Raw genomic sequence first — 16,500 nt, forward strand, 5'->3', positions numbered from 1 at the left:
TGTTCTTACGCTCGGTACATTGTCCTATCGGTCCGAATCGGATCAAACGCAACTGGAAATTGGGCTGTTCATCCCACTCTGGTGCAAATCGATGCTATAGCTGAACGCATCATGTAGTTGATTGTCGGAACCGCGATAATAGCCGGGCCGAACTCCGACGCGTTCAAAGCCAAATCCTTGATATAACTTAATTGCCGGGTTGTTTGCCCGTACTTCCAGATGGAGCCGTTTCAACTGGCGATCCTGGGCGCGCAGGAACACCGATCGCAGCAGCGTGGCGCCAATGCCGCGTTTCTGGCTGGCCGGATCGACGGCGAGCAGCAGCAGTTCCGCCTCGTCCACGATCATGCGGGTCAACGCAAAGCCGGCGGCGCCGCGATCGGTGAGCGCGATGCACAGCCACACGCCGGGCAGGCTGAGCATCCCGCTGACCTGCGCTGCGGTCCATGCCTCGCCATAGCGCGGGTCGAAGGCGGCGGCCATGATCCGGCCAACCTCGTCCAGCCGCGCGCTGTCGCCGTCGATCAGCTGGATCATGCCGCGTCGGTTCCGGCCGGAATGGCGGGGGTGGCGGCTGCACCCTTTACCTTCGCATCGGGTGCGCGGCCATAGATGGGGCGGGCGGGCAGGGCGCGCAGTGCCGGGGGCAGCAGCATGGCCCGTGCCGCATCCGGCAGCGCGTCGTGCGCATCGATGCCGGGGGCGAGTGCCGTCAGCTGATCGGCGGCGCTGCCAAAGACGGGCCGGCCGGCCACCGCTTCGATCGCGGCAGCGGGGATGAGCGAGCGGAGCGCATCGGCCGGGGCGAGCGGGTGGCGATCAAATGCCTGCACGAACAATTCGCCATGGCCGCCGATGATCGCCACCGACAGCGGGCCATCGCCCGGTGCGGCCGCAGCGATCAGCGCCATGGAGGAATAGCCCGACACCGGAACACCCCAGCCGATGCCAAGGCCGATGGCGGCGGCCAGGCCGACGCGAACGCCGGTAAAGCTGCCCGGTCCGCAATCGACCAGCACCTGGTCGGCGCGGCCGCCGCCGGGCAGGTCGGCGATCATCGGGACCAGCCGTTCGGCATGGCCGCGCCCAACGGTTTCGTGGCCCGACCCGACCAGCCTGTCCCCGTCGAACAAAGCGACGGAGCAGGCGGCGGTGGCCGTATCAATGACGAGCGTCTTCACGCCCCGGTCGTCAGTCGATCCGGTTGAATTTGTCAAATGCCGGACGGGGGCTGCGATCGAAGATTGTCGACGGATCGCCAACGCCAAGCGTCGAGATGAAGTTGACGCGGACGTCCGGCTGGTCGGCAAAGAAGGTCTGGTTCAGCCGATCCTCGTCGAACCCCGACATCGGGCCGGTGTCCAGCCCGACGGCGCGGGCGGCCAGAATGAAATACGCGCCCTGAAGCGAGCTGTTGCGGAACGCGCTGATGCGGCGCGCCTCTGCCTTGTCATCCCCGGCGAACCAGCTGCGTGCGTCGGTATGCGGGAACAGCCAGGGCAGCTGTTCATGGAAATTCAGGTCCATGCCGATGACCACGCTGGCCGGCGCGGCGCGGATCTTTTCGGCATTGGTACCGGATGCACAGTCGGCCAGCCGTTCCTTTGCCGCATCGCTGAGGCACCAGATGAACCGGGCGGGCTGCTGGTTCGCGCTGGTCGGCCCCATCTTGAGCAGGTCATAGATGGCGTGGATGTGTTCCGCCGTCACCGGCGCGTCGGTAAAGCCATTAAAGGTGCGCGCGGTACGGAACAGCGTATCCAGCGCGGCATCGTCGATCGGCGTGCCCATTCAGATATTCTCCCGGTCAGGTAAGGGGTCGGCGCAGAACGCGCCATCGGATCAAACGGCCCGGACTTCCGTCACTTCGGGCACATAATATTTCAGCAACTGTTCGATGCCCTGTTTCAGCGTTGCGGTGGACGACGGGCAGCCGGAGCACGCGCCCTGCATCTGCAGGAACACCTTGCCCTCACGGAACCCGCGATAGACGATGTCGCCGCCGTCATTGGCGACGGCCGGGCGGACGCGGGTGTCGATCAGTTCGCGGATCTGCGCGACGATTTCGGCATCCGCCGGATCGTCGTCGGTCGCAGCGTCATCGGCGGGCACGCTGATCCCCGCCGCGCTGCCAGGGGCAAACAGCGGCATTCCGGCCGAGAAATGATCGAGCAGGATGGCCAGCACGTCCGGCTTTACATCCGACCATTGCGCGCCCGGCGCGATGGACACCGACACGAAATCGCGGCCGAAAAACACGCCGACGACATCGCCCAGGCCAAAGATCGCGGCGGCAAGCGGCGACGCCTCCGCCTCTTCCGGCGAGGCGAAGTCGCGGGTTCCCGCATCCATGACGACCCGGCCGGGCAGGAATTTTAGCGTGGCCGGGTTGGGCGTTGCTTCGGTTTCGATCAACATGGCATCCATGTGGGCGAGCCGGTGCAAAGGATCAACCGGCCACAGGGGCAAAATCAGCTGCAAAATTGGCCCGGCAACTTCACTGGCCGTTCATCTTAAACCTCGCTAGGCTTATCCCCATGCTGTCCATCAAGCGTCTGTCGCCCGTCGCGGCCCTTGTCGCCGCCACCCTGTTCCTGCCCGCCAGTGGCGATGCCCAGACCGTCCAGTCGCCGCCAGCGACGCCGGCCGCGCCAGCGACGCCGACCGCAGCGCAGGCGGACGATGTGCCGTGGCTGTTCAAGGGCAGCGACATTCCGCCGGATCGCGCCTGGACGTTCGGCGTGCTGCCCAACGGCCTGCGCTATGCCGTGCGGAACAATGGCGTGCCGCCGCAACAGGTGTCTGTGCGCGTCGCGATCGATGCCGGGTCGCTGATGGAACAGGATCATGAGCGCGGCTTTGCCCATTTGCTGGAGCATCTGACCGTGCGCGGGTCCGAACATGTGCCGGACGGCGAATCGAAACGGGTGTGGCAGCGGCTGGGCGTGACGTTCGGCGCGGACAGCAACGCATCGACCAGCTTTACCCAGACCGTGTACAAGCTGGACCTGCCCGCCGCGACGCCGGAGGGGCTGGACGAAAGCCTGCGCATCCTGTCGGGCATGATGACCGGCCCCGTGCTGACGCAGCAGGCGCTGGACGCCGAACGCCCGGTGGTGCTGGCCGAACTGCGCGAGCGGCCGGGGGCACAGGTGCGGATGTCCGATGCCAGCCGCGAACATATGTTTCAGGGACAGCCGATTGCGGAACGATCGCCCATCGGCACCATCCCGACGTTGCAGGGCGCGACGGCCGCCACGGTCAATGCGTTTCACAAACGCTGGTATCGTCCCGACCGGGCGGTGGTGATCATTGTCGGCGATGCCGATCCCGCGGCGCTGGAAGCGGCGGTAAAAAAGCATTTTTCCGACTGGAAAGCCGAAGGGCCGGCCCCGGCCGAGCCGGATTTCGGAAAGCCGGTCGCGACGGGCAAGGAAGTGCGGGTGGTGACCGAACCGGCGCTGCCGCCCATGCTGTCCTATGCCTATGTCCGGCCATGGGCGATCGAGGCGGACACGATCCTGTTCAATCAGGAACGGATGATCGACTGGCTGGCGGTTCAGGTGCTGAACCGCCGTCTGGAATCGCGCGCCCGCGCCGGGGGCAGTTTCATCAGCGCGCAGGCGTCGCTGGACGATGTGTCGCGGTCGGCCAATGTCACCAGTTTGCAGATCCTGCCGCTGGGCGATGACTGGCAGGCGGCGCTGCGCGATGTGCGCACGGCGGTTGCCGAACTGATCGCGGTGCCGCCCGCCCAGGCGGAGATCGATCAGGAGGTTGCCGTGTTCCGGTCCGGGCTGGAAACCGCCGTGGCAACCGCGCGGGTCGAGGCAGGCGCGCTGATCGCCGACAATCTGGCCGAAGCGGTCAGCATCCGCGAAACCGTGGCCGGGCCGGTAATGTCGCTGGAAATATTCAAGGGCGCGGTCGACAAGGGCTTTTTCGTGCCCGCGCGGATCAAGGCGTCGCTGGAAAAGCTGATGCAGGGCACGGCCCGCCGCGCGCTGATCAACACGCCCAAGGGCGGCGACGGCGTTGAGGCCAAGCTGGCCGCCGCGCTGGATGCGCCGGTGACGGTGCCGACCACGCAGACCGAGCAGCGCGCCGTCAGTTTCGATCAGCTGCCCAAGCTGGGCCAGCCGGGCAAGGTTGTCGCGCGCAAGGCGGCGCTGACCGACCCGGCGGTCGAGCAGGTGGATTATGCCAATGGATCGAAGCTGCTGCTGTTTTCCAACGATGCCGAGACCGGCAAGGTGTATGTGAAGGTCCGCTTTGGCCGCGGCCGGCAGGCATTGCCGCGCGGGCGCGAAAGCGCGGCATGGGCGGCGGGGCTGGCCCTGTTGCCCGGCGGCATCGGCGATCTGTCGCAGGACGAGATCGACCGGATGACGGCGGGGCGGCAGATCGGGATGCAGTTCGCCGTCGAGGATGACAGTTTCGTCCTGGCCGCGCAGACGACGCCGGCGGACCTGAAGGATCAGTTGCGCCTGATCGCGGCCAAGCTGGCCAAGCCCGCATGGGACCCGCGCGTGGTCGAGCGGGCACGCGCCGTGGCGCTGGCCGGATATGATACCCGCGACCTGTCGCCCGACAGCGTTTTGTCGGCGGAACTGGACCGGTTGATGATGAACGGCGATCCGCGCTGGGGCCAGCCGGACCGTGCCGCGATCGAGGCGACGACCCCGGCGGCGTTCCGCAAGCTGTGGGAGCCGTTGCTGGCAACCGGGCCGGTCGAGGTTCAGGTGTTCGGCGACGTGCCGGCCGAAACCGCCGTTGCGGCGGTGGCCGAGACGATCGGTGCGCTGGCCAAGCGGCGCGATGCGCCCGCCAGCACCGCGGGCATCGCCTTTGCCAAGCCGGTCGACCAGCCGGTGACCCGCACCCATCGCGGGCAGGAGGATCAGGCAGCGGCTGTCATCGCATGGCCCACCGGCGGGGGCAGCGCGGGCATTGCGGAAAGCCGCAAGCTGGAATTGCTGGCCGCGATCTTCCGCGACCGGTTGTTCGACCAGCTGCGTTCGCAAGCCGGGGTCAGCTATACGCCCAACGTCGCCAACCAGTGGCCGGTCGGCCTGCCCGCCGGCGGATCGATCATGGCCATCGGCCAGGTGCCGCCGGACAAGACCGATTTCTTCTTCAAGCTGGCCGGAGAGATTGCCGCCGATCTGGCCGCCAATCCGGTCAGCCCGGACGAATATCGCCGGGCGGTGGTGCCGACGCTGCAGCTTATTTCCCGCTATGCCAGCGGCAACATGTTCTGGATGCAGCAGACCGAGGGCGGGACGCAGGACCCGACCCGGCTGGCCGCCGTCAACACGCTGATCGAGGATTTCACCCGGTCTAGCCCGGAGGAAATCCAGGCACTGGCCGCCAAATATCTGGTGCCGGGCAAGGCGTGGAAGCTGGCGGTGGTGCCCGATGCCAAGCCGGCGGCCACGGCCGCTGCCGCCCCGGCCGGCCGCTGACCGGCGCGCTGCCCCGCTGCCTCAGGCGGCGGGGAGCAGGCGGCGGAGGCGGCCGGTCGCGCCGTCCTCCAGCACACGGAGCGCGCCATCCGGTGCCTCGCGAACCCTGAAAGGGTCAGCGCGAGTGCAACCGGCGCGCGCGCCCGACGGATTTGATCACCCCTTTGGCGTCAGTTTGAGCAGCCGGCCCTGCGACCCGCGCCCGCCGTCCTCAAGCACGAACAATTCGCCCTTTGGCCCTTGTTCCACCTCGCGGATGCGGGCGCCCATGTCCCATTGATCCGCCTTTGCCGCGTCCGTGCCCGTCACCTTTACATGGACCAGCGACTGGGACGACAGGCCGCCGATGAAGATGTCGCCGCGATAATCGGGGAACATCGTGCCGGAATAGACGATCAGGCCGCCGGGCGAGATCACCGGGTTCCAGGAAACCTTGGGCTTTTCGAACTCGGGCCGGGTGCTGTGATCGGGAATATCCTTGCCATCATAATGATCGCCGTCGGACACGATGGGATAGCCATAGTTGCGGCCGGGCAGCACCAGGTTCACCTCGTCCCCGCCCTTTGGCCCCATTTCCTGTTCCCACAGATTGCCCGCACCATCGAACGCGATGCCCAGCAGGTTGCGGTGGCCATAGCTCCACACGGCGGGATGGAATCCCTTTGCCGTCAGGCCGGGATCGCCCGCGGGCGTGCCGTCGTCCTTCAGCCGAAGCACCTTGCCCAGCGTTGCCTTTGGATCCTGTGCCGGATCGAACTTCTGCCGCTCGCCATTGGTGAAGAACAGATGCCCGTCGGGGGCAAAGGCGATGCGGCCCGAATAATGGCCCGCGCCCTCCACGAACGGGGCGGCGGTAAAGATCGTGGTCAGCCCGTCGAGCCGGGGGGCGGGGCCGTCCACCATCTTGCCGCGGGCGAGCACCACGCCCTTGCCGCCATTTCCGGCGGTGGAATAGCTGAGATAGACCATGCCGTTGGACGCGAATTGGGGATGAAGGACGACATCCATCAGGCCGCCCTGACCCTCTGCATCCACGCCGGGGATCGTCGCCACGACGGTCTTTGTTTTGCCATCGGCGGACAGCAGGACAAGCTCGCCCGCCTTTTCCGTCACCAGCGCGCGGCCGTCGGGCAGGAACGTCATCGCCCAGGGCGCGGTGAAATCCGCAACTTCGGCAATGGTGAAGGCATCGGCCGCCTTGCCCGTCGTCGGGCTGTTCTGCGCCGCCGCGTCGCCCGCCTGTCCACAGGCCGCCGCCGCGAACGCGAGGGCGATGATCGATGCCTGAAATTTCATCATGAAACGCATCCTCTATACTTGGGTTCGGATTGTGGAACCATTGCGGATTGGAATTGATCCGGCCTTAACTGGCAATAGTTGCATCCGCCACAGTCGATCGACAAGATCAGCCCCGACAAAGAGGGGGTGTATATGCGTTTCAGGGGGCTGTTGAGTGCGTTGGTGCTGATCGGCACGGTCGCGCATGGCAAGGCGGTTCAGGACAAGGCGGTTGGGGATAGCCCGGCTGCGGACAAGCCGGCGGGGGACAGGGTGGCCGCGGGGCCGGCCGTATCCGCCGCCGATATGGGCGCGAATGCCGCGATCCTGTCGCCGCAGCTCTCGCCCGACGGGACCCACATAGCCGGGATCGGCAAGCTGTCGATTGGCACGAGATTGCTGATTGCGAAGGTGGATACGCCGACCCAGGGGATGCGGCGCATCGCGGTGCCCGAGGGGCTGACCGTCGAATGGATGCGCTGGGCGGGCAATGACCGTTTGCTCGTCAGCTTTTCCCTGATCAGCAGATGGGAGGGCGAGGATCGGCGCGCGACGCGCCTGGCCGCGCTCGATCTGAAGACGGGCCGCTCCATCTTCATCGGATTGAAGGAACAGAGCTTTGACGGCGACGACATCATGTATGTCGACAAGGATGGCGGCTATGTGATCCTGTCGACCCAGGCCACGCCGTACGAATATCCGTCCGTGTTTCGGTTCGATCTGGCGACGGGCAGGGCCAAGCTGTTGCTGACGCCCAGGGGTCAGGTCTGGAATTATGTCGCCGATTCGACCGGCGTGGTCCGCGTCGGCATTCGCCATGCGGATACGGGCTGGTCGCTGCTGTATCGATCCAGCGAGAAAGAGGCGTTCAGCGTCGCCGTTGAACAGGCAAAGCGCGGCACGGCGAGTCGGCCGATCGACGGGTTCACCATCCTGCCCGGCAGCGACCAGGGCTATGTGACGACGACGGACGAGAATGGCCGGTTCGCCGTCCACCGCTTTGATTTCGCCAAGAGCGAGCTTGGCGAAAAGCTCTATGGTGCCGACGGGTACGACATCAGCGATTATGAAGTCAGCGGCGCGGGCGAGATCGAGGCGGTCTGGTATGCCGATGATCGGCCGCGGACGCTGTGGGTCAACGAGGCGATGAAGCAGCTTCAGGCGAAGATCGACCGCGCTTTGCCGGGCATGACCAACACGATCGTGTCGCGCAGCCAGGACGATGCGCGCATCCTGGTGTTCAGCGGTTCCGATACGGATCGCGGCGCTTATTATTTGTATGACTCGGCGAAGCGCGCGCTGTCGCTGCTGATCGACCCGTTTCCGCCGGTCGACCGGGCGCGGCTGAGCCCGATGGAGCCGGTCAGCTATGCGGCGCGCGATGGCCTGATTATTCCCGCCTATCTGACCCTGCCCAAGGGGCGCGAGGCAAAGGCGCTGCCGCTGATCGTCATGCCGCATGGCGGGCCGTTTGCGCGGGACGAATGGGGATTCGATGCCTGGGTGCAGTTCCTGGCGGCGCGCGGCTATGTGGTGTTGCAGCCCAATTTCCGCGGATCGACCGGCTATGGTCGCCAGTTCGTGGCGAAGGGCACCGGCGAATGGGGCCGGGGCATGCAGGACGATGTGGACGACGGCGTCCGCTGGCTGATCGAGCGGGGGATCGTCGATCCCAAGCGCGTCTGCATCATGGGCGGATCCTATGGCGGCTATGCCGCAATGTGGGCAGCGGTGCGAAACCCGGACATTTATCGCTGTGCGATCAGCTGGGCCGGGATTTCCGACGTGGCGTCGATGCTGCGCTATGATGCGCGCAAGCTGGCGGCGACGCGGTATTTCATGGACTGGCGGGACCGGGTCAGGGGCGATGATGATTTCAAGCTGGCGCAGATATCGCCGATCAAGGCGGCCGAGCGCATCAACATTCCGCTGTTGATCGGTCACGGCGCCAAGGATGACAATGTACCGCTGTATCAGTCGCGGCGGCTGCACGAGGCGCTGGAAAAGCTGGGCAAGCCGCACGACTATGTCGTGTATCCGGAGGAGGGGCACAGTTTCAGCGATCCGGCGGTGGCGACCGATTTCCTGCAGCGGGTCGAGGCGTTTCTGAGACAGCATAACCCCGCCTGAGCCGTCGCGGATTTCCCGCCGCTCCATCCGGGCTTGTGGCGCGCGGCGCTTCGGCGTATAGAGCAGGTGCTTTCTCGACATCGTCAAACGTGCCGAGGTCGGGCCCCACCGGGTCCGGCACCGAAAGCGCATGGATGCATCAACCGGAGTGCCGATGGCCAATCTCGCCGCCCTGACCCAGATTATCGAGCCGGAGGCGCGTGCGCTCGGTTTCGATCTGGTGCGCGTCAAGATGTATGGCGGCACGTCGGACCCCACGCTGCAGGTGATGGCCGAACGGCCCGAGACGCGCCAGCTGACCATCGACGATTGCGCCGCGCTGTCGCGCCGCATTTCCGATGCGATGGACGCGCTGGAGGCCGCAGGGCGCGACCCGATCGACCATGCCTATCGCCTGGAAGTATCCTCGCCCGGCATCGACCGGCCGCTGACCCGCATCGGCGATTTCGCCGACTGGGCCGGGCATGAGGCGCGGATCACGCTTTCCGAAAAGCTGGACGGGCGCAAGCAGTTCAAGGGCGACCTGGCCGGTGTCGAGCCGACCGGCGAGGTGATCCAGATCGTCGATGCGCAGGGCGTCCAGCACCATGTGCCGTTCGCGCTGATCGAGGATGCAAAGCTCGTGATGACCGACCGGCTGATTGCCGCAACCCAACCCCTCTCGGCCGATGGCGCCGACGAGATCATCGAAGTGGAAGGATAAGAGGAATGGCCACCGCCGTTTCCGCCAACAAGGCCGAACTGATCGCGATCGCCGATTCGGTCGCGCGCGAAAAGCTGATCGACCGCGCCATCGTGATCGAGGCGCTGGAAGAAGCGATCCAGCGCGCCGCCAAGACCCGCTATGGCGTCGAAAACGACATCCGCGCCAAGCTGGACCCCCAGTCCGGCGACCTGCGCCTGTGGCGCGTCGTCGAGGTGGTCGAGGCCGTCGACGATTTCTTCAAGCAGGTCGATGTCGCCCAGGCGCAGAAGCTGCAAAAGGGTGCCGTGGTCGGCGATTACATCGTCGATCCGCTGCCCCCCATCGAATTCGGCCGCATCCAGGCCCAGGCGTCGAAGCAGATCATCTTTCAGAAGGTCCGCGATGCCGAGCGCGAGCGGCAGTTCGAGGAATTCAAGGACCGCCAGGGCGAGATCATCACCGGCGTCGTCAAGCGCGTCGAGTTCGGCCATGTCGTCGTCGATCTGGGCCGGGCAGAGGGCGTCATCCGCCGCGACCAGCAAATCCCGCGCGAAGTCGTCCGTGTGAACGATCGCGTTCGGTCGATCATCCTGAACGTTCGCCGTGAAAACCGGGGGCCGCAGATCTTCCTGAGCCGCGCGCATCCCGAATTCATGAAGAAGCTGTTCGCGCAGGAAGTTCCGGAAATCTATGACGGCATCATCGAGATCAAGGCCGCGGCCCGCGATCCGGGCAGCCGCGCCAAGATCGGCGTGATCAGCCATGATTCGAGCATCGACCCCGTCGGCGCCTGCGTCGGCATGAAGGGCAGCCGCGTGCAGGCCGTCGTGCAGGAAATGCAGGGCGAAAAGATCGACATCATCCCCTGGTCGCCCGACACGGCAACTTTTGTCGTCAACGCGTTGCAGCCGGCCAATGTCGCCCGCGTCGTGATCGACGAGGAAGAGGACCGGATCGAAGTCGTGGTGCCCGACGACCAGCTGTCGCTGGCGATCGGCCGCCGCGGCCAGAATGTCCGCCTGGCCAGCCAGCTGACCGGCAAGGGCATCGACATCCTGACCGAGACGGATGCCAGCGAAAAGCGGCAGCAGGAGTTTGTCGAGCGCACCGCCCTGTTCGAAAAGGAACTGGACGTCGACGAGACGCTGGCCCAGCTGCTGGTTGCCGAAGGCTTCACCGAGCTGGAAGAAGTCGCCTATGTCGAGCTGGACGAACTGGCCAGCATCGAAGGGTTTGACGAGGAGCTGGCGCAGGAGCTGCAAAGCCGTGCGCAGGAAGCACTCGACCGCCGGGAAGAGGCGAACCGCGAGGCGCGGCGTGCGCTTGGCGTCGAGGACGCGCTGGCCGACATCCCCTATATGACCGAAGCGATGCTGGTCACGCTGGGCAAGGCGGGGATCAAGACGCTGGACGATCTGGCGGACCTGGCCACCGACGAGCTGGTCGCCAAGAAGCGGGCCGAGCCGCGTCGCCGCGGCAACGACACGGCCCCGCAGCGCGCCGAGGACAAGGGCGGCATCCTGGCCCAGTATGGGCTGAGCGAGGAACAGGGCAACGAGATCATCATGGCCGCGCGCGCGCATTGGTTCGCCGATGACGACGCGGCCGAAGCTCAGGAGGACGCAGTTGCGGATTCCGAGCAATGATCGGCCACGGCTAAGCCCTGACGCGGGTAACGCTGGTCCATTCATTCCCCCGGCCGATGGTCGGGGGCAGGGATGCGCCATGTCCGGACCGGAGGCGCGCGCATGAGCGATCCGGTCCGCACTTGTATCCTGTCGCGCGAGGAAGCGCCGCGCGACGGCCTGATCCGGCTGGCGCTGGCGCCTGACGGGCAGGTGCTGCCCGATATCCGTGCCAAGGCGCCGGGGCGGGGGGCGTGGATCGGCGCGGATCAGGCGGAGCTGACCGACGCCATGGCGCGCGGCAAGCTGCGCGGTGCGCTGTCGCGGGCATTCAAGACCAACACGCTGACCGTGCCCGACGATCTGGCCAGTCGCATCGCGGCCCAGCTGCGCCAGGCGGCGCTTGACCGGCTGGGGCTGGAAGCGCGGGCGGGAACGGTGCTGACCGGATCGGAAAAGATCGCTGCAGAGGCGCGCGCGGGCAAGCTGGCCCTGCTGATCCATGCCGCCGATGCCGGGGCCGATGGTGCCGGCAAGCTGGCCCAGGCATGGCGTGTGGGCATGGGCGAGGAGGGCGGTGGCCGCAGGGGGCTGACATTGCCGGTGGAACGCCCCATATTGTCGATGGCGCTGGGCCGGGAAAATGTCGTCCATATCGGCGTCATCGATTCCGGCGCCGCGCGGCGCATAACGGACGCCATCGAGCGCTGGCTGCGATTTATCGGTCCCGCACCCAATGCCCAACCTTGCGAAACTGCTTCGCAAGGGGCATCGGCTGTCGGCGGCTGACGAGACGAATGAAATCAGGGACGGGCCGATCCCGTCCGACATGGGAAATCAGAGTAACCGGATGAGCGATACCGACAACGACAAGCCGAAACTGGGCGCACGCGCGCCGCTGGGCCTGAAGCGCACGGTGGAGACGGGCAAGGTGAAGCAGAGCTTCAGCCATGGCCGTTCCAACACCGTTGTGGTGGAGGTGAAGCGGCGGCGGGTGATCGGTCGTCCGGGCGAGGAAACCGTGGCTCCGGCCGAACCGCAGGTCGCGGCTCCCCCGCCGCCGCCCCCGCCGCCGCCGCCCGCACCTTCGCGTGCCCCGGCCGGCGAGACGGCGCAGGAGCGTCAGGCCCGCCTGCTGCGTGAGGCAGAAGAACAGCGCATGACCGCGCTGGAGGAAGCGCGTCGCCGCGAGGAGCGCGAGCGGCAGGAAGCGGCCGAGGAAGAGCGGCGTCGTGCCGAAGCCAAGGCGCGTGCCGAGGCAGAGGCAGCTGCACCCGCCCCCGAGCCAGAACCGGTCGCCGAAGCGCCCGCCAAGCCGCAGCCTGCGCCCGTCGCTGCCCCGGCCAAGCCCGCCGCGCCCGCAGCGCCCCAGCCGATCACGGAATTGCGGCTGGACCCCAGCCTGCCTGCGCCCCGCCGCTTTACCCCGGTGCAGCGCCCCGAAATCCCGAAGCGCGAAGAGCAGCGGCCCGCGGCCGAGGCGGCTGCGCCTGCTGCCACCGCTGCTGCGCCGTCGGCCCCCGTCAATCGCGGCGGCCCGGCCCCCGCGCCCAAGCGGTCCGAGCCGCCGGCCAAGCAGCCGTCGCGCGGTCGTCAGGCCGATGACCGGCGCCAGTCGGGCAAGCTGACCGTCAACCGTGCGCTTGGCGGCGACGAGGGTGCGCGTGCGCGCAGCCTGGCCGCGCTGAAGCGGGCGCGCGAAAAGGAAAAGCGGTCGCATATGGGCGGCATGGGCCAGCCCCGCGAAAAGCAGGTCCGCGACGTCGTGGTGCCAGAGGCGATCACGGTGCAGGAACTGGCCAATCGCATGGCCGAGCGCGGTGCCGATCTGGTCAAGGCGCTGTTCAAGATGGGCATGATGGTCACCGTCAACCAGACGATCGATCAGGATACCGCCGAACTGCTGGTGACCGAATTCGGCCACAACATCCAGCGCGTGTCGGACAGCGACATCGATCTGCAGAGCGACATGACCAGCGATCCGGAGGAGCTGCTGCAGCCGCGTCCGCCGGTCGTCACGATCATGGGCCATGTCGATCACGGCAAGACCTCGCTGCTCGACGCCCTGCGCGGCACCGATGTGGTCAAGGGCGAGGCCGGTGGCATTACCCAGCATATCGGCGCGTATCAGGTGACGCTGAAGGACAAGTCGAAGATCACGTTCCTCGACACGCCGGGCCATGAAGCGTTTACCGAGATGCGGGCGCGCGGTGCCAATGTCACCGACATCGTCGTGCTGGTGGTGGCGGCCAATGACGGCCTGATGCCGCAGACGATCGAGGCGATCAACCACACCAAGGCGGCCGGCGTGCCGATGATCGTGGCGATCAACAAGGTCGATCTGGACAGCGCCAATCCCCAGAAGGTGCGCGAGCGCCTGCTGGAGCATGAGGTGATTGTCGAGGGCATGGGCGGCGAGACGCAGGACGTCGAGGTTTCCGCGCTGAAGAAGACGGGCCTGGATGAACTGATCGAAAAGATCCAGTTGCAGGCCGAACTGCTCGAACTGCGCGCCAACCCCGACCGTTCGGCCGAAGGCACGGTGGTCGAGGCGAAGCTGGACAAGGGTCGCGGCCCCGTGGCCACCATCCTGGTCAATCGCGGTACGCTGAAGGTCGGCGACGTGTTCGTTGTCGGCGCGGAGAGCGGCAAGGTGCGCGCGCTGGTCGATGACAAGGGCCGTCAGGTCAAGGAAGCCGGCCCGTCCGTTCCGGTCGAGGTGCTGGGCCTGTCCGGCGTGCCGATGGCCGGCGACCTGTTGCAGGTGGTGGAGAGCGAGGCACGTGCCCGCGAAGTCGCCGCCTATCGCGCCAGCGTCATCCAGCAGAAGCGGACCACCCAGACCCCGGCCAGCCTTGAGAGCATGTTCAGTGCGCTGAAGGACAAGCAGGCGATGGAATATCCGCTGGTCGTCAAGGCGGATACGCAGGGGACCGTCGAGGCGATCGTCGCTGCGATCAACAAGATCAGCACCGACGACATCAAGGCGCGCGTCCTTCATTCGGGCGTGGGCGGCATCACCGAAAGCGATGTGACGCTGGCCGGGGCATCCGGTGCGCCGATCATCGGGTTCAACGTCCGTCCCAATGCCAAGGCGCGCGAAATCGCCGAGCGGCAGAAGGTGGCGTTCAAATATTATGACGTCATCTATGACCTGACCGACGAAATCCGGGCGGGCATGGCGGGCCAGCTGGGTCCGGAAGCGTTCGAAACGGTGGTCGGCCGTGCGGAAATCCGCGAGGTGTTCTCTGCGGGCAAGCATGGCAAGGCGGCCGGTCTGCTGGTTGTCGAAGGCGCGATCCGCAAGGCGCTGAAGGCCCGCATCACGCGTGCCGACGTCATCATCTATCAGGGCGAAATCGCGTCGCTGCGCCGGTTTAAGGACGATGTGCCGGAAGTGCGCGCGGGCCTGGAATGCGGCGTGACGTTCACCCAGAATTTCACCGACATCAAGCCGGGCGATTTCCTGGAAACGTTCGAAGTGGAGCTGCGCGACCGCACGCTGTAATCGCAACACTTCTGGACAAAGCAGGGGGCGGCTCGGAAACGGGCCGCCCTTTGCCGTTGGATGGCGGATGCGCCGACCCGCATCGGGGGCGGCTCAAACGAGCCGCTGCGGGCGGTTACAATGTCAGGGGAACCTTGTTCCGGCGGCGGGCGGGGTTGGTGGAGCTGAGGGGAATCGAACCCCTGACCTCTGCAGTGCGATTGCAGCGCTCTCCCATCTGAGCTACAGCCCCGCACCCGCCCGGCATCGCCGGAAGGCGCTCCCCTTAGCCACCTCTATTGCCCGATGCAATGGCCGATTGCACGCATGCGGTCAGTCGGGGATCGGTCCGGTCGCCAGCACCTCGATCGCGTCGGCGCGTCCCTGCCAGTCCGCCGTCTCACCGGGCGCAAGACCCATCAGCGCCTGAGCCAGCGGCGCGGTGAAGGGGATGCGCCCGGCGGCGGCGTCCGCCTCGTCACTGCCGACCAGATCGACGGTCCGGGCCGCTCCGTTCACCCGGAACTGCACCCGCGATCCGAACGCGACCTCTTCATCGTCCGGAACAGGCTGGATTTCGGCGGTGGAAAAGCGGGTTTGCCAGTAATGCAGGTCGCGGCGGGCGGATTTCAGGGCGTCCGCATCCCCGGACGCCGCCTCCACCGCCGCGGTCCATTCGGCAAGACGCCGCTCGATCAGCGCCAGACCCGCCGTCGTCACCCAGTTGGGACCGGGCGGCAGCGGCAGGGCAAAGCTCGGTTCGAGATGTTCCTCGTCCGATTCACGGCGAAAGGCGACGCTCATATCGGTTGACTGAACGTGTCGCAGGCAGCCGGGTTGCCACTGTCCAGGCCGATCCGCAGCCATTTCTGCCGCTGAGCCGACGAACCGTGCGTGAAACTGTCCGGTACGACGCGGCCCTGCGCCTGGCGCTGAAGCGTGTCGTCGCCGATCGCCTCGGCCGCGCGCAGCCCTTCCTCGATATCGCCGGCCTCCAGATACTGCTTGTTCCGGTTCGCCCAGACGCCGGCATAGCAATCCGCCTGTAATTCCATGCGGACGGACAGCTGGTTGCCCTCCCGCTCGCCGACGCGGGATTGTTCGCGGCGCACGCGTTCCGACGTGCCGGTCACGGTCTGGATATGATGGCCCACCTCATGCGCGATGACATAGGCCTGGGCGAAATCGCCGGCCGCGCCGAATCGGTTGGCCAATTCGTCGAAAAAGCTGGTGTCGAGGAACACGCCCTGATCCGCCGGGCAGTAATAGGGGCCGACCGCGGACGACGCAAAGCCGCAGCCGGACGTTGCGCCGCCCTGGTAGAAGTTCAGCGTGGGGGCGGGATACCGCTGGCCGCTTTCGGCAAAGATCCGTTCCCATGTCTGTTCGGTGCTGGCCAGCACCTGACAGGAAAAGCGGCGTTCGGGCGTGTTGCAGGCCGCAGCGCCGGTTGCGCCGCCGCCAGTGCCCGTGCCCGCAGGTGCCTGAACCCCCGATTGCGGGGCGATCAGGCCGCCGCCGCCGCCCATGGAGAAGAACAGCACCGCGCCGATTGCAAGGATCGCCAGCGTGCCGCAACCCATCTTTCGCCCCAGCAAGAGCGGCAGCAGGCCAAGCAGGATGTTGCCCCCGCCACCGCCGCCAAACCCGCCGCCCGGCCCGGACGAACTGCCAAGATCGCGAACATTGTCGCTGGGGTCGAAATCATCGAGCCGCATCGGCTCCCCTCCCACTGGTCATCAGTGCAACGACAATGCCCGAAAGCAGGGGTCGTTGCATCCCCGGAAAAAACATTGGTCATCGCGGTCGGGTTGTGCCGCGGGGTGTTGA

At 66.5% G+C, this 16,500-nt stretch carries 13 protein-coding genes and 1 tRNA gene; 6 read left to right on the top strand and 8 right to left on the bottom strand.

Features of this window, described 5'->3' with window-relative positions:
* Positions 1–42 precede the first annotated feature (42 nt).
* From rimI to NYR55_RS12230, 4 genes are read right to left on the bottom strand one after another with little or no spacing between them, the layout of a single operon-like run.
* Positions 43–537 carry a ribosomal protein S18-alanine N-acetyltransferase gene (gene rimI, locus NYR55_RS12215; protein WP_260021772.1) on the bottom strand — a complete coding sequence of 165 codons (495 nt, stop codon included), beginning with the start codon at positions 535–537 and terminating at the stop codon, positions 43–45.
* Positions 534–1,181, bottom strand: a complete 648-nt coding sequence (gene tsaB / locus NYR55_RS12220; RefSeq protein ID WP_260021773.1) for a tRNA (adenosine(37)-N6)-threonylcarbamoyltransferase complex dimerization subunit type 1 TsaB — start codon at positions 1,179–1,181, stop codon at positions 534–536. The genes rimI and tsaB overlap by 4 nt, the downstream gene beginning before the upstream one ends.
* A gap of 10 nt (positions 1,182–1,191) precedes the next feature.
* The gene (locus NYR55_RS12225; protein ID WP_260021774.1) at positions 1,192–1,791 is read right to left on the bottom strand and encodes a malonic semialdehyde reductase; all 600 of its coding nucleotides are present in this window, start codon (positions 1,789–1,791) and stop codon (positions 1,192–1,194) included.
* Positions 1,792–1,842: 51 nt separating this feature from the next.
* Positions 1,843–2,418 carry a NifU family protein gene (locus NYR55_RS12230; RefSeq protein ID WP_260021775.1) on the bottom strand — a complete coding sequence of 192 codons (576 nt, stop codon included), beginning with the start codon at positions 2,416–2,418 and terminating at the stop codon, positions 1,843–1,845.
* A 119-nt stretch (positions 2,419–2,537) separates the two neighbouring features.
* Here NYR55_RS12230 and NYR55_RS12235 point away from each other — a divergent pair, with 119 nt between their 5' ends.
* The gene (locus tag NYR55_RS12235; RefSeq protein ID WP_260021776.1) at positions 2,538–5,465 is read left to right on the top strand and encodes an insulinase family protein; all 2,928 of its coding nucleotides are present in this window, start codon (positions 2,538–2,540) and stop codon (positions 5,463–5,465) included.
* A 156-nt stretch (positions 5,466–5,621) separates the two neighbouring features.
* Here NYR55_RS12235 and NYR55_RS12240 read toward each other — a convergent pair whose 3' ends face one another.
* Positions 5,622–6,773 (bottom strand): PQQ-dependent sugar dehydrogenase, encoded by a 1,152-nt coding sequence (locus tag NYR55_RS12240; protein WP_260021777.1) that lies wholly within the window; start codon positions 6,771–6,773, stop codon positions 5,622–5,624.
* Positions 6,774–6,896: 123 nt separating this feature from the next.
* Between NYR55_RS12240 and NYR55_RS12245 the strand changes: the two genes are divergently transcribed.
* The 5 genes from NYR55_RS12245 (at position 6,897) to infB (ending at position 14,691) form a co-directional block, all read left to right on the top strand.
* Positions 6,897–8,873 (top strand): S9 family peptidase, encoded by a 1,977-nt coding sequence (locus tag NYR55_RS12245; protein ID WP_260021778.1) that lies wholly within the window; start codon positions 6,897–6,899, stop codon positions 8,871–8,873.
* Between the two features lie 154 nt (positions 8,874–9,027).
* Positions 9,028–9,576 carry a ribosome maturation protein RimP gene (gene rimP, locus NYR55_RS12250; protein WP_260021780.1) on the top strand — a complete coding sequence of 183 codons (549 nt, stop codon included), beginning with the start codon at positions 9,028–9,030 and terminating at the stop codon, positions 9,574–9,576.
* Between the two features lie 5 nt (positions 9,577–9,581).
* Positions 9,582–11,204, top strand: a complete 1,623-nt coding sequence (nusA, locus tag NYR55_RS12255; RefSeq protein WP_260021781.1) for a transcription termination factor NusA — start codon at positions 9,582–9,584, stop codon at positions 11,202–11,204.
* A gap of 102 nt (positions 11,205–11,306) precedes the next feature.
* Entirely contained in the window at positions 11,307–11,972 is a 666-nt protein-coding gene (locus NYR55_RS12260; protein ID WP_260021783.1) for a DUF448 domain-containing protein, read from the top strand.
* Between the two features lie 61 nt (positions 11,973–12,033).
* The gene (gene infB / locus NYR55_RS12265) at positions 12,034–14,691 is read left to right on the top strand and encodes a translation initiation factor IF-2 (protein ID WP_260022369.1); all 2,658 of its coding nucleotides are present in this window, start codon (positions 12,034–12,036) and stop codon (positions 14,689–14,691) included.
* Between the two features lie 156 nt (positions 14,692–14,847).
* Here infB and NYR55_RS12270 read toward each other — a convergent pair.
* From NYR55_RS12270 to NYR55_RS12280, 3 genes are all read right to left on the bottom strand, one after another.
* A tRNA-Ala gene (locus NYR55_RS12270) sits at positions 14,848–14,923 on the bottom strand.
* 80 nt (positions 14,924–15,003) lie between these two features.
* Complete coding sequence (locus NYR55_RS12275; protein WP_260021785.1) at positions 15,004–15,474, bottom strand: GreA/GreB family elongation factor; 471 nt, start codon at positions 15,472–15,474, stop codon at positions 15,004–15,006.
* Positions 15,471–16,388: a neutral zinc metallopeptidase gene (locus NYR55_RS12280; RefSeq protein WP_260021787.1), complete on the bottom strand. Its 918-nt coding sequence runs from the start codon at positions 16,386–16,388 to the stop codon at positions 15,471–15,473. The genes NYR55_RS12275 and NYR55_RS12280 overlap by 4 nt, the downstream gene beginning before the upstream one ends.
* Positions 16,389–16,500 lie beyond the last annotated feature (112 nt).

It is taken from the genome of Sphingomonas sp. BGYR3 (genome assembly GCF_025153455.1).
Taxonomy (GTDB): Bacteria; Pseudomonadota; Alphaproteobacteria; order Sphingomonadales; family Sphingomonadaceae; genus Sphingomonas.

Coding starts and splice junctions, on each gene's coding strand:
- NYR55_RS12280 (WP_260021787.1), bottom strand. CDS start 16,388: ATGCGGCTCGATGATTTCGACCCCAGCGACAATGTTCGCGATCTTGGC.
- NYR55_RS12230 (WP_260021775.1), bottom strand. CDS start 2,418: ATGTTGATCGAAACCGAAGCAACGCCCAACCCGGCCACGCTAAAATTC.
- nusA (WP_260021781.1), top strand. CDS start 9,582: ATGGCCACCGCCGTTTCCGCCAACAAGGCCGAACTGATCGCGATCGCC.
- NYR55_RS12260 (WP_260021783.1), top strand. CDS start 11,307: ATGAGCGATCCGGTCCGCACTTGTATCCTGTCGCGCGAGGAAGCGCCG.
- NYR55_RS12235 (WP_260021776.1), top strand. CDS start 2,538: ATGCTGTCCATCAAGCGTCTGTCGCCCGTCGCGGCCCTTGTCGCCGCC.
- rimP (WP_260021780.1), top strand. CDS start 9,028: ATGGCCAATCTCGCCGCCCTGACCCAGATTATCGAGCCGGAGGCGCGT.
- infB (WP_260022369.1), top strand. CDS start 12,034: ATGAGCGATACCGACAACGACAAGCCGAAACTGGGCGCACGCGCGCCG.
- NYR55_RS12225 (WP_260021774.1), bottom strand. CDS start 1,791: ATGGGCACGCCGATCGACGATGCCGCGCTGGATACGCTGTTCCGTACC.
- NYR55_RS12275 (WP_260021785.1), bottom strand. CDS start 15,474: ATGAGCGTCGCCTTTCGCCGTGAATCGGACGAGGAACATCTCGAACCG.
- NYR55_RS12245 (WP_260021778.1), top strand. CDS start 6,897: ATGCGTTTCAGGGGGCTGTTGAGTGCGTTGGTGCTGATCGGCACGGTC.
- rimI (WP_260021772.1), bottom strand. CDS start 537: ATGATCCAGCTGATCGACGGCGACAGCGCGCGGCTGGACGAGGTTGGC.
- NYR55_RS12240 (WP_260021777.1), bottom strand. CDS start 6,773: ATGCGTTTCATGATGAAATTTCAGGCATCGATCATCGCCCTCGCGTTC.